Here is an 11,189-nt window from a genome sequence, read left to right on the forward strand (position 1 = left end):
CTTTCAACTGCCAACCAGATTTATTCTGTATGGCGCGGCCTCAAAGAAGGGGAGACCTTTGCTGCAAACGGCATGGTGCTTCACGAGTGCTTCTTCTCCATTCTGGGGGGAGACGGAAATCCAGAAGGAACCCAGGTTAAAGAAGCCATCGAAGGGGAGTGGGGGAGTTGGGACCGTTTCGTAGAGGAATTCACTGCTACAGCTATGGCTGCACGCGGTTGGTCCATCCTTTCCTACGATTTTTCGGACAAGCGTTTGCACATTTATGCCGCTGACGCGCAAAACCATGGGGGAGTGTGGGGGAATGCGCTGTTGCTTCCGTGCGACGTGTACGAACACGCGTACTTCGCCGATCACGGTTCAGACCGCAAGGCATACGTTGAAGCTTTCCTGAAGAACGTAGACTGGAAAAAGGTGGATGAGCGCTTTACCTCTGTAAAACGCTAAAACGTTCTCCCCTGGCGGTATTTTCTTAATTTCTTTTAGCTATTTCTTGTAAAGGACTGTGCGAATGGCCCGCGATATTATTGTTTACGACATAGAGACCAAGGACACGTTTCAACAGATTGGAACCAGGGATCCCCGACGGTTGCACATCTCACTTATTGGTATGTATTCCTACCGTGATGACGAGTACCTAAGTTTTACCGAGGACGAACTCCCCCAGTTTTTCCGTCGTCTCGAGGACTGCGACCTCATTATTGGGTTCAACAACAAAGGGTTTGATGACCTGGTGGTGTCGGCTATGTTCCCCGAGATAACCAAGGTGCCTAGTTTTGACATCCTGGAGCAGGTTCATAAGTCCCTTGGTTTCCGCATTAAGTTGGATAATATTGCAGGTGCTACCCTGGGTTACGGCAAGAGTGGCGATGGCCTTAAAGCTGTTCGCCTCTATGCTGAGGGTAAGATTGAAGAGCTCCGGGAGTACTGTATGGATGACGTAAAGATTACCCGGGAAGTGTATGACTTTGCCAAGCGGAACGGCTTCCTGAAGTATGCAGATTTGGCCGGTGTCAAAGAGTTTTTGGTAGATTTCAGTAGTGCCGATAGGCTGGTGAACGAGTCAAACGGGCCAATGAACCTCAGTTTGTTCTAATAAAAAGAACCAGCCCACGGGGGCTGGTCTTTGGTATTCGGCAAACTAGGTGAACCTGAGCGCTGCCTTGTAGAAGGCGCGGTCTTCTCCAGGGGTATAGTGGTCCTGGATGAGCTCAACGCCGTTTTCGGTGTCTGTGTCGATTTCGAGCTTGGCATAGATTCCAACTCTCACTTCCTCTTCACCTTTATCGTAATGAGGTAGGAGAGCGAGGCTGTAGAGTCTGCCAGTGGTTTTGTCTTTCGACATCTGCCAATATTCAGACTTCCGAAGCCCGTCCAGGAGATCTTCACCAATTGGCTGCGCAAGCTCCTTCATGGTTTGGACCAGGTAGGGCTCTGCCGATGCAATGAGCTGGCGGATGTCTGCCTCGGTGGCGCTGGGCTCGTTGGTGACAACCACGATCACGTCTTCCCCATTGAGTTGGGTGTGAAGGAAGGGCATGACCTCTCGGTCTTTTCGGTAGGCGCCGAAATTGGTTCCCGCGCGGGGGACGAACCGGTTTCGCGACTCAGTGCTCATGCTTTTGGCGACGAACACTTCCACGAACGGCCAACTGCCGCCCTCTCCTCTGGTAAAAAGCTCTGTTGATATATTCAAATTGGAAAGTCCTCCTTAGGATGTGGGCACTTTATACCATAAAAGTGCCCATTTGTCAATGAGAAGGGCCCTTACTTGGGTGTAGATGGTTGAGCCGTTTTCAATGCCTCCAGGGGCAGGAGTGCGCACTTGAGACGTATAGGAGAGAGCGGGATGCCCAGCAGTTCGGCCACCTGATCAGTTGTCCAATCCTGACAGGTGGAAAAGGGTTTCCCCTGCAGCTCTTCTGCAAGTAGGTCGGCACTTGCGGCGCACACAGAGCAGGCACGGGTTTGGTGCCTGATCTCGGTTATTATCCCGTTAGCTACCCGGATCTGCCAGGTCAGTTCATCGCCGCAGGAAAGGTTGGCGCCTTCTGCTGTGTGAGTTGCGCCATCCACTGCCCCCTTAAACAGGGGGTTTTGCGAGCGGTCTATGATTTGTTGTTGGAATACATTAAGCATAGCCAAAAGGCACTAGGGCCTCTCTCAAAGCTTCTTCCAAGCGCGCTGCGTCCTCAGTGGAGTTGTACAACCCTACACTTACCCGCAGGGAGCCTGGTAGGTTACGTGCAGCGTGCAGGGGTTGGGCGCATTGGTGCCCGGCACGTACGCAAATATGTTTATCGGCTAGGAACTGTGCCAAATCGTGCGGGTGTACTTTCTCGTGGCTAATGGAAATTATCCCGCTACTAGGATGAGGGTCACCCAAGATGCTCACACCTGGTACTTTCTCGAGTGCTGCCCGGAGGACAGTACTTACTTCTTCTGTATGGGTGCGGACTGCCTCCATGCCAATTCGTTCCAGGTAGGAAAGGGCGGCGCCAAAGCCTAAAATGCCCTCAGTATTAGGCGAGCCTGCCTCCAGCCGCTCGGGAAGGGCGGCGTAGCTTGTCTCGGGGAGGGAGACCTTAGAAATCATGCCACCACCAGTGCGGTAGGGAGCAAGCTGTTCAAGTAGGGGTGTCCTCCCCCAGAGGAGTCCCACGCCACTTGGCCCGTACATTTTATGTGCACTGAGCACTAACGCATCACAGCCAAGCGTGCGGAGCGAAAGGGGAAGGTGCGCGGCAGCTTGCGAAGCATCCAGGAAAAACCAGGGACGTCTCCCCTGCTTACCTAGCAAGTTTTGAATTTCACCTACGGGAAGAAGCGTGCCAAAAACATTGGAAACAAGGCTAAGGCTAACAACCCGGGTTCTTTCACTAAGGCTCTCCCCTAGCTGTTCCAAGTCAATCTGGCCATTTTCCAGGTTCCGTATGAACAAAATCCGTGCACCACAGGTTTTTACCATCTCCTGCCAGGGAACAATGTTTGCGTGATGTTCGCTCTCAGAAAGGATAATTTCATCTCCTTCCTGGAGCGTGTGGGCTATACCATGTGCTAGCAGGTTCAGGGACTCCGTAGCGCCTGAGGTAAAAATGACCTCGCTTTCCTCTGGGGCATCAAAGAAATGCCAAGCCAGTTGGCGAATGGTGGCAATGGCAGAAGTGGCGGCTACCCCTGCTTCATACAAGCTGCGCCCTACAGGTGCGCACTCCTGTACATAGTACTGAGCTACACGCTCAATAACCTCGCGGGGCTTTTGCGTGGTAGCGGCACTATCCAGATAAAGAATATCGGGACGATGGCTAAAGAAGGGAAAGTCAGTCTTGTACATCGGAGAGGAATGCTTCAATGAGGAGTTTTTCAGAGTCTTCAGGCGAGAGCCCGCGGCTTTCTAGATAGAACAAATCTGTAGGGGTAATGGTACGTACGGTGGCCGCATGTGAACACTTTACCCCGTTATTGAGGATTTCCAGTGATGGGGTTGTCCAGCTTTGGGCTTTTGACCCAATGAGGAGGCTGTGATGGTTCAGGTACGACTCACACTCCCGGCTTCCTGGCTCAATGCGGATCATGCCGCGGTAGCGGGGACCTGCGGTGTCGCGCACAAGCGTTTTAATGAGGGTCTCTGCCTTGGTGCGTGGCGCATGGTGAACCACTGCCGTCTCCAGGGATGGCGTGTCAGTGTCTGTAGCTTCAACCAGCCCCACAATGAGTACTTGCGTGTCACTTTCCCGGAGGTGGAATGTATGCACCTGCTCCCCCTCCTCCTGCTTAATTAAGTAGCGGAAGGTCCCCCGAGGTACTTCAATGTCACGCTCAGACGGGCTGACAACAATGGTCTGAGCTTCAGAAATGGAGAGGCGCTTGGACTGCATGGCTATCCCACACTCCCTTCCATCTGGAGTTCAACCAACCGGTTCATTTCTACGGCGTACTCCATGGGGAGTTCTTTAACGATAGGCTCTAAGAAACCGTTCACAATAAGCGCACTGGCTTCGGCCTCGGAAAGGCCGCGGCTTTCTAGGTAAAAAAGCTGCTCTTCCCCCACCTTGGATACGGTGGCCTCGTGTTCTACTTGGGCTTGGGACTGCTGGATGTCCATAGTGGGGTAGGTATCGGACTCTGAGGCATCATCTAAGAGAAGGGCGTCGCAAACCACCTTGCTGGTCATGCCGTGCGACCGCTTGTTCCCCTTCACAATGCCACGGTACGATGTCCGGCCGCCCGTATGCGAGACAGACTTAGAGGTAATGAGGGAGCTGGTGTTGGGGGCTAGGTGAAAGATTTTACTTCCGGCATCCAAATGCTGTCCTTCGCCAGCCAGGGCAAGGGACAGAATTTCGGCGCGGGAACCTTCACCAATCAGGAAGACCGAAGGGTACTTCATGGTGATCTTGGAGCCAAGGTTGCAATCTACCCATTCCATGGTGGCGTTTTTCTGGGCAGTTGCCCGCTTGGTAACCAAGTTGTACACGTTGGATGACCAGTTCTGAATGGTGGTGTAGCGGCAGCGTGCCCCTTCTTTAACAATCACCTCTACCACCGCAGCGTGCAGCGAATCAGAACTGTAGGTGGGCGCAGAGCATCCTTCTACGTAGTGCACGTAGGCATCTTCTTCCACTACGATAAGTGTCCGTTCAAACTGCCCTGCATTGCGGGCGTTAATACGGAAGTAGGCTTGTAGTGGGATGTCCATCCGCACTCCCTTGGGAATGTAGACAAAAGACCCGCCGCTCCAGACAGCAGTATTTAGTGCGGCAAACTTGTTGTCATTTGCAGGGATGAGCGTCCCAAAATGCTGGCGCACTATCTCTGGGTATTCACGCAGCGCCGAGTCCATGTCCAAAAAGATGACACCCTGCTTTTCCCACTCCTCTTTCAATGAGTGATACACCACTTCGCTTTCGTACTGGGCACCGACACCGGCTAAAAACTTACGCTCGGCTTCCGGTACCCCAATACGCTCGAAGGTTTCTTTAATGCGGTCTGGCACATCATCCCAGCTACGCCCTGGGCGGTCCTGTGAGCGGAGGAAATAGGTCATTTCTTCAAAGTCCAACTCGGACAGGTCGGCTCCCCAGGTTGGCATGGGTTTGTCACAAAAGATGCCATAGGCCTCAAGCCGCTTTTCCAGCATCCATTCAGGTTCTTTCTTAAAAGCAGAGATGGCCCGCACAGTGGTCTCACTTAACCCCTTAGGCGTGCGTGCCAAATACTCTTCAGGGTCGCTGAAGCCGAGTGAATACTCAGTGGGAGTAAACGTGGGTGTGCTCATCCGCGGAAGGTGAGTCCTAGGAATGTAATAAAGAAAAGGAAGGCAAGGACAATAGTGACAACATACCCGGCTAGTGCACCCATAAGCCCACCGCGAGCTGCCTTGAATGCTTCGGCATGGGTTTTGAGTTCCGTAAGCTCGGCCAAAAAGATGCCGGCAAAAAGCCCGGCAAAGCCTAGAATGGGAGTCCCGATGGCGGTGCCTGCAACCATGCCGGTCAGACCAAAAATGGCAGCTTTCTTACTGGCACCTCCCCAGCGGGCACCTAAAATGCCGGCTAGCTGGTCAACGGCAATGCCAGCCACCGTAATGAATCCTAAGAGCACGAGTTCCCAACCCGTAAGCCTCGTGAAATGAGTGACAATGGCGTATGTCAGGCTGACCAGGAACATGTACAAAAGGGCCGGGATGACCGGTACAAAGGCCATGCCAAGGCCAGGCAGGAGCAATAGAATGGTGATAACAAGCGCGGTGTTCATGCCAGGCCTTCAATGACATCGCGCCAGCTGGCAGGGTCACTTTCTTGAATGGAATGCCATAGTTGGCGGGCGGAGTCGGTAAAGAACTCGTCAACAATCACTTTGCGCTTCTCTTCCCACAGCTTCATGTCGTGGCCACGGGCTGCCAGTTCACGAATCTCCAAGTCGACGTCTAGGCGGTCTGCGTCCTTCACAATTTTGGCCTCAATAGTGTCACGTTCCAGATAAACCTTGAGTACCTCAATGTACTCCTCTAGCGAGGTACCGGTAAACATATCGTGAATGGCCCGCTCCTCGTCTATCTCTACGTACTTTTTCTGTACGGGGGTCAGGTCGCCGGTCAGGCTTTCTGCCAAATCATGGACGATGGCCATCTTGAGGATGATCTCATCGTTTGCCCCACCTTCCATTTTGGAAAGCATAAGGCCGATGAAAGCTACGCGGAGCGTGTGTTCCAAGTCCGTGGCAACATCGGTACCAAAATACTGGCGCCAAGAACGTTGGACATGGCGAAGGCTCCCCAGTTGGTAGAGAAAATGTAAGTTACGCGCGTTCGCGGACGATTCCTTCATATCCATGTGCTTCTAATTGATGGGCAAGTTCAGGTCCACCGCTCCGGACCACTGCGCCTTCTTTCACAATGTGGACGTAGTCGGGTTTGATGTAGTTCAAAAGGCGCTGGTAGTGCGTAATAACGAGGACGGTTGTTTCCGGTTGCTCAGTGCGGAGGGTGTGCACGGCTTCGGCCACAAACTTCATGGCATCAATATCCAAGCCGGAATCAATCTCATCGAGGATTACCACCTTGGGCTTCAGCATGAGCATTTGGAGCATCTCCAGGCGCTTCTTTTCGCCACCTGAGAACCCATCGTTTACGCTCCGCTCCGCAAAGGAGAGCGGGATGCCGAGGAGCTTCATGCGCTCACGCAGTTCCCGGATAAAAGGCGCCACTCCCACCGGGGTTTCGCCACGGGCTTTCTGGAGGGATTGAACGGCAAGGCGCAAGAAGTGGGAAACCGATACACCAGGTATGGCAGCGGGATACTGAAAGGCTAAAAAGACCCCCGCCTGCGCGCGTTCGGAAGGTGAAAGTTCTAGGATATTTACATCGCCAAGCAGTGCCTCTCCCCCGGTGACTTCGTAACTGGGATGGCCGGCAAGGGCATGGGCGAGAGTAGATTTCCCTGAGCCGTTTGGCCCCATGAGCGCATGAACGCTGCCCTTCTCAGTAGAAAGGGAGAATTCACGGAGAATGGCATTCCCCTCAACGGTAACGGAAAGGTTTTTAACGCTGAACATACTGGAGGGGGGTGGCTGGTGCGTCGTGGGTGACAGGCTCGTCGTTGACGGCAATGACATCGGAAATCTCCTCACATTTGATCATGAGCATTTCCTTAAGGCCGTATTCCAAGGTGACATCGGCGGCAGAGCAGCCAACGCAAGCGCCCTTGAAGCGAAGGGACACAATGTTGTCACTGGAAACGTCGACAAGTTCAATGGCTCCCCCGTGCATCCCAAGCATGGGCTGCACTTCGTTGAGAATCTGTTGAACACGTGTGTGGAGGCTGTCTTTCATGTCTCGCTCACCATACCAAAGGAGGCTTCTTCTGGCTATACTCCAGAGAGATGCTTAAAGAATGGTATATCAAAGCCCGTCTCTCCGAACTTGCTACCCGCACGGGGGTTAAGTTGGATTCGTGGCAGCAGGTGAAAGAAATGGCGGAGGTGAAGCAAATTATCCTCCCGAGTGCCCTTACTTTCTATACTGGGCAACCTACCGTCCGACAGTTTTTTGGCGTTGAAGACCAAACCTTGTCCACCAAGCAGAAAGTCCTGCATGTGGCGGGGAGTTTGGCGCGCTCTAGTAACAACCCTGTGCTCAAAGCCATTGTGCGGGCCGCCGAAGAGGCGGAGCTTACCCTGCGGGAAATAGATAGCGACACCATTGGGCAGACCGGCATGGTGGGCAAGCTTGATCGTACCTGGTTTGTGCTAGGCGACACGGCCACCATGGAGGCGGAGAACATTGAGCTGGGGGTCACCATCCAGACGCTAGCCCACCAGTTTGAGCTTGATGGAAAGTACACCCTCTTCTTGGCGCAGAAACAGCCCCGTCGGCTTTTGGGTATTTTTGCGTGTGAATACGAACTGCAAGGAGGGGTGACGGAATCCATCCAAATGCTTCGCAATATGGGGATAGAGCTAGTGCTGCTCACGGGTGCAAAGACCAGCATTGCCAAAGGCTTGGGTACCCGGCTTTCCCTTTCCCTTATCCATAGTGAGCTTTCCAGTACCGATAAAGAGCGGGTGCTCACCAGTCTCATCGCGCAGCAGCCTGCTACCTTTGTCCTGGGTTCCAAATGGGGTGGGCGACGGGTCAGGCGCATTGTTCTCGGCAAGGGTGAGGCAGGTGAGGGGGTGGCTGCGGTAGTCCGTGACCTAAGTCACTTGGCGACACTTGTAGCCGAAGCGCGTACACTAGTAGCAGCAAGTCAAAACAGTCCCCTTTGGCGTAACCTCTAACTTATGGCCTTTCGGTTTACCTCCAAGTTCACGCATCAGCCAAGCGCTTCCTCTGAAGCGGATAAGGTGGTGCGCGAAGCGATTGCGGGCGGGGAGCTGCCTTTTGCAGCGCTCCCCTATCAAGATGACACCACGGTGAATGGGATTGAGTCGCTTGCCCGTGAGCTGCGCGAGCGCTTTTCTGCTTTTGTGATTGTAGGGATAGGTGGGTCTGACCTAGGTGCACGAGCCGTTCACCGTGTGCTCAACCACCAGTTTTACAACCTGGTTAGCCCTAAGCGGCTTTTCTTTGTGGGCGATACCACGGACCCTCTTGCCCTGCAGGAGGTGATGGGCCTCGTCAAATGGGAGGAGACATGTGTGGTGGTGGTTTCTAAATCGGGGAATACCATTGAGGTAATGAGTGCGTACCTTGTGCTTCGCGAAGCCCTTAAGAATGCGGTCGGTGATTTCTATAAAGAGCACATTGTAGCTGTGACAGACCCTGAGAGCGGGACACTCCGCCAGGTAGTTCAGGCAGAGGGATACCAATCACTTGCTCACCCCGCTGTCGGTGGCCGCTTCTCTGTATTGAGTTGCGTTGGCTTGTTCCCCCTGGCGCTCGCAGGTGTGGATATCCGCGGCCTGCTTTCTGGTGCCAAGTATATGTTAGAGGAAGAGCCTGAGGCGGCTTTGGAATACGCTGCCCTTCAGCACGCAGCATACGAAAAGGGGCAGCATATCCATGTGCTTATGCCCTACGTATACTCCCTGCGTGAATTTGGGTTTTGGTTCCGGCAGCTCTGGGCTGAAAGCCTGGGCAAAGCAAAGAACCAGGAAGGTGCCGATGTTTTTGTGGGGCCTACTCCCGTTGCCGCCCTGGGGCCAACTGACCAGCACTCCCAGGTCCAGCTTTATAGGGAGGGCCCAAATGACAAGACCTTTACCTTTATTACGGTGGCAGAGCTTCCGGATAGCGTTGTCCCAGAAGACATCCCCCCTGTTGCTGCCCTAGATTACCTAAAAGGAAAGTCCTTCTTAACTATCCTCCAGGCTGAACAGGCGGGGACCGAACAATCGCTCCAGGAAGTGGGTCGCTCCACCTACCGTATAGACGTGGACCGGCTTGATGCCTGGCACGTGGGTGGCCTCATTATGTTCTTTGAGTTGGCAACCGCCTATGCAGGAGCGCTTTTTCACATCAACGCCTTTGACCAGCCCGGCGTAGAGCGGGGCAAAGAGATTGCGCACCACCTTTTGGGGGACTAACTGTGGTATAATTTGGGGTAAGAACAGGTAACAACTCCCCGGAGTTATTCTCATGAAGAAACTTACCGTACTCTCCATTGCAGGCCTTCTGGTCCTCGCTTTTCTTGCGATAGCCCCCGTCAGGGCAGAAGAGGGTGACTCGTCAACTTCCGGATCCCGGGAAAAGACTGCGGCCCAAAGGGCTGAAAAAAGGGCAAAAGCGGCTGCTGAACGCCATGCCAAAGCTATTGAGAAGTGTGAAGACGTGCAGCTTAAAGTTGAGTCACGTTTTGAGGAGAACAAAAAGCTGGAAGGTGCGCACCGTGAACAGCATGAGAAGTTGGTAACTAAGATCAGTAGTATCATTACCCGTGCCCAGGCAGCGGGCTACAGTACCACGGACCTAGAGGCCAAACTCACCACGCTCAAGGCAATGGTGGCCGACTACCAAGCCGATAAGACCACCTATCTTGCCTCTCTTACCACTACTGAAGATGCAGTATGTGGAAAATCCAAGGATGAGCTTAAGGTAAGTGTGGAAGCTGCTCGTACCGGCCACGAAGCGCTTCGTGCCGATGTAAAGGCTATCCACGCCTACATTAAAAGCGATGTGAAACCAGCCGTTAAGGAGCTGAAAAAGAAGGTTTCCCCATCAGCTTCCCCTACCTCGTCCCCAAGCGCAGAATAGAACTTCTCTTACCCTCCCATGAAACCAGTCCGTTTCTACCTTATCCTCCTCTTCATCGCTGTGTTTGGCGTAGGCTTGTACCTTACCTTTAAGCAGTACAACGAGGACCTGGATACCAATAGTGCATTGAGCGGCCAAGATTTTAGGCAGGCAGCCGCCGAGAGTGACTCTGCCCAGGTTGCTGCGGGAGCCACGGCAAAAACCACCATCGATACAGATGCAGAAGTCAAAGACATCGATACCCTTCTCGGCGCTGTCCCCGAAGACGACTTTAGCGATGCAGATTTGAGCGATTCCGCCCTCGGTTTATAGGGATACAAAAAGGCCTTCCCGCGGGAAGGCCTTTTTCTGATTACTAGAGGTCGAACTGGCCAAAGTAGTTAGGCCGGCCGTACTTGAACTCTTCAGCGCGACGCACAATCTTTACCATAGTCTGTAGTGCGTTGACTGGGTGTTGGCCATCAGCGGTTTCCTCAGAAAGCATGAGGGCATCGGCACGGTCGAGAACAGCATTCACTACGTCTGAGGCCTCGGCGCGGGTAGGGCGAAGTGAGTGGGTCATAGAGAGGAGCATTTGGGTAGCGACAACAGCAGGCTTTCCTTCCATATGGGAAAGCTGCACAATTTGCTTGGCCAAAATAGGGATTTCCTCAAAAGGAAGCTCAATACCCAGGTCTCCACGGGCAATCATAAGGGCGTCTGAGGCTTCAATGATCTCCGGTAGGTTGTCCATGGCAATCTTCCGTTCAATCTTGCTCATGAGCCTTACCGGCTTGTCCCCCACAAGGCTGCGGACTTCTTCTACATCGTGACGGGTTCCCACAAAGGAAAGAGCAAGCCAATCCACACCTGCATCATGGACTAGGAATTCAATATCGGCCCGGTCTTTATCTGTAATACTGGAGCGGTTCATGTGAGTCTCTGGCACATTCACACTCTTCCGTTCTTTGAGGATGCCACCGTTAATGAGGCAGGCGGTAATGCGGTGCCCATC

Annotated in this window: 16 protein-coding genes; 6 read left to right on the plus strand and 10 right to left on the minus strand. The window is 53.4% G+C overall.

Going from position 1 to position 11,189, the window contains the following annotated elements; translation table 11 throughout:
- Positions 1–447: Fe-Mn family superoxide dismutase (locus VLA04_00135; GenBank protein HSI20117.1), on the plus strand; the 447-nt coding region annotated here is incomplete at its 5' end.
- Positions 448–511: 64 nt separating this feature from the next.
- Positions 512–1,096, plus strand: coding sequence for a ribonuclease H-like domain-containing protein (locus VLA04_00140; protein HSI20118.1), 585 nt, complete (start codon positions 512–514; stop codon positions 1,094–1,096).
- Between the two features lie 45 nt (positions 1,097–1,141).
- Here VLA04_00140 and VLA04_00145 read toward each other — a convergent pair whose 3' ends face one another.
- The 9 genes from VLA04_00145 to VLA04_00185 all read right to left on the minus strand — a co-directional run bounded on the left by VLA04_00145 (position 1,142) and on the right by VLA04_00185 (position 7,333).
- Positions 1,142–1,540 carry a hypothetical protein gene (locus VLA04_00145; protein ID HSI20119.1) on the minus strand — a complete coding sequence of 133 codons (399 nt, stop codon included), beginning with the start codon at positions 1,538–1,540 and terminating at the stop codon, positions 1,142–1,144.
- A gap of 227 nt (positions 1,541–1,767) precedes the next feature.
- A complete protein-coding gene (locus VLA04_00150; protein ID HSI20120.1) occupies positions 1,768–2,139 on the minus strand; it encodes an iron-sulfur cluster assembly scaffold protein in 372 nt (123 codons plus the stop codon).
- Complete coding sequence (locus tag VLA04_00155) at positions 2,132–3,334, minus strand: cysteine desulfurase (GenBank protein ID HSI20121.1); 1,203 nt, start codon at positions 3,332–3,334, stop codon at positions 2,132–2,134. The genes VLA04_00150 and VLA04_00155 overlap by 8 nt, the downstream gene beginning before the upstream one ends.
- Positions 3,321–3,878, minus strand: coding sequence for a SufD family Fe-S cluster assembly protein (locus VLA04_00160; GenBank protein HSI20122.1), 558 nt, complete (start codon positions 3,876–3,878; stop codon positions 3,321–3,323). Before VLA04_00160 ends, VLA04_00155 begins: the two co-directional genes overlap by 14 nt.
- A gap of 2 nt (positions 3,879–3,880) precedes the next feature.
- The gene (sufB, locus tag VLA04_00165) at positions 3,881–5,278 is read right to left on the minus strand and encodes a Fe-S cluster assembly protein SufB (GenBank protein HSI20123.1); all 1,398 of its coding nucleotides are present in this window, start codon (positions 5,276–5,278) and stop codon (positions 3,881–3,883) included.
- Positions 5,275–5,757, minus strand: a complete 483-nt coding sequence (locus VLA04_00170; protein HSI20124.1) for a DUF456 domain-containing protein — start codon at positions 5,755–5,757, stop codon at positions 5,275–5,277. Before VLA04_00170 ends, sufB begins: the two co-directional genes overlap by 4 nt.
- Positions 5,754–6,329 (minus strand): HD domain-containing protein, encoded by a 576-nt coding sequence (locus tag VLA04_00175; GenBank protein ID HSI20125.1) that lies wholly within the window; start codon positions 6,327–6,329, stop codon positions 5,754–5,756. Before VLA04_00175 ends, VLA04_00170 begins: the two co-directional genes overlap by 4 nt.
- On the minus strand, positions 6,301–7,056 hold the full coding sequence (gene sufC, locus VLA04_00180; GenBank protein HSI20126.1) for a Fe-S cluster assembly ATPase SufC: 756 nt from the start codon (positions 7,054–7,056) through the stop codon (positions 6,301–6,303). Before sufC ends, VLA04_00175 begins: the two co-directional genes overlap by 29 nt.
- A complete protein-coding gene (locus VLA04_00185; GenBank protein HSI20127.1) occupies positions 7,043–7,333 on the minus strand; it encodes a NifU family protein in 291 nt (96 codons plus the stop codon). Before VLA04_00185 ends, sufC begins: the two co-directional genes overlap by 14 nt.
- A 50-nt stretch (positions 7,334–7,383) precedes the next feature.
- Here VLA04_00185 and VLA04_00190 point away from each other — a divergent pair, with 50 nt between their 5' ends.
- Genes VLA04_00190 through VLA04_00205 form a run of 4 tightly spaced genes read left to right on the plus strand, consistent with a single transcriptional unit; the run spans position 7,384 to position 10,507 of the window.
- Positions 7,384–8,280, plus strand: a complete 897-nt coding sequence (locus VLA04_00190) for a hypothetical protein (protein ID HSI20128.1) — start codon at positions 7,384–7,386, stop codon at positions 8,278–8,280.
- A gap of 3 nt (positions 8,281–8,283) precedes the next feature.
- The gene (locus VLA04_00195; protein ID HSI20129.1) at positions 8,284–9,528 is read left to right on the plus strand and encodes a glucose-6-phosphate isomerase; all 1,245 of its coding nucleotides are present in this window, start codon (positions 8,284–8,286) and stop codon (positions 9,526–9,528) included.
- A gap of 52 nt (positions 9,529–9,580) precedes the next feature.
- A complete protein-coding gene (locus tag VLA04_00200) occupies positions 9,581–10,195 on the plus strand; it encodes a hypothetical protein (GenBank protein ID HSI20130.1) in 615 nt (204 codons plus the stop codon).
- Between the two features lie 18 nt (positions 10,196–10,213).
- Entirely contained in the window at positions 10,214–10,507 is a 294-nt protein-coding gene (locus VLA04_00205; GenBank protein ID HSI20131.1) for a hypothetical protein, read from the plus strand.
- 43 nt (positions 10,508–10,550) lie between these two features.
- On the opposite strand, the gene VLA04_00210 is transcribed toward VLA04_00205, so the two are convergent.
- Positions 10,551–11,189, minus strand: a 639-nt coding sequence (locus VLA04_00210; GenBank protein ID HSI20132.1) for a pyruvate kinase, incomplete at its 5' end; no start/stop codon positions are given.

The organism is Verrucomicrobiia bacterium (assembly GCA_035460805.1).
In the GTDB taxonomy this organism is placed as follows: domain Bacteria; phylum Patescibacteriota; class UBA1384; order CAILIB01; family CAILIB01; genus DATHWI01.

Excerpts from the sequence above, each read along its gene's own strand:
- VLA04_00140 (HSI20118.1), top strand. The coding sequence starts at position 512 with ATGGCCCGCGATATTATTGTTTACGACATAGAGACCAAGGACACGTTT.
- VLA04_00145 (HSI20119.1), bottom strand. The coding sequence starts at position 1,540 with ATGCCCTTCCTTCACACCCAACTCAATGGGGAAGACGTGATCGTGGTT.
- VLA04_00150 (HSI20120.1), bottom strand. The coding sequence starts at position 2,139 with ATGCTTAATGTATTCCAACAACAAATCATAGACCGCTCGCAAAACCCC.
- VLA04_00155 (HSI20121.1), bottom strand. The coding sequence starts at position 3,334 with ATGTACAAGACTGACTTTCCCTTCTTTAGCCATCGTCCCGATATTCTT.
- VLA04_00160 (HSI20122.1), bottom strand. The coding sequence starts at position 3,878 with ATGCAGTCCAAGCGCCTCTCCATTTCTGAAGCTCAGACCATTGTTGTC.
- sufB (HSI20123.1), bottom strand. The coding sequence starts at position 5,278 with ATGAGCACACCCACGTTTACTCCCACTGAGTATTCACTCGGCTTCAGC.
- VLA04_00170 (HSI20124.1), bottom strand. The coding sequence starts at position 5,757 with ATGAACACCGCGCTTGTTATCACCATTCTATTGCTCCTGCCTGGCCTT.
- VLA04_00175 (HSI20125.1), bottom strand. The coding sequence starts at position 6,329 with ATGAAGGAATCGTCCGCGAACGCGCGTAACTTACATTTTCTCTACCAA.
- sufC (HSI20126.1), bottom strand. The coding sequence starts at position 7,056 with ATGTTCAGCGTTAAAAACCTTTCCGTTACCGTTGAGGGGAATGCCATT.
- VLA04_00185 (HSI20127.1), bottom strand. The coding sequence starts at position 7,333 with ATGAAAGACAGCCTCCACACACGTGTTCAACAGATTCTCAACGAAGTG.
- VLA04_00190 (HSI20128.1), top strand. The coding sequence starts at position 7,384 with ATGCTTAAAGAATGGTATATCAAAGCCCGTCTCTCCGAACTTGCTACC.
- VLA04_00195 (HSI20129.1), top strand. The coding sequence starts at position 8,284 with ATGGCCTTTCGGTTTACCTCCAAGTTCACGCATCAGCCAAGCGCTTCC.
- VLA04_00200 (HSI20130.1), top strand. The coding sequence starts at position 9,581 with ATGAAGAAACTTACCGTACTCTCCATTGCAGGCCTTCTGGTCCTCGCT.
- VLA04_00205 (HSI20131.1), top strand. The coding sequence starts at position 10,214 with ATGAAACCAGTCCGTTTCTACCTTATCCTCCTCTTCATCGCTGTGTTT.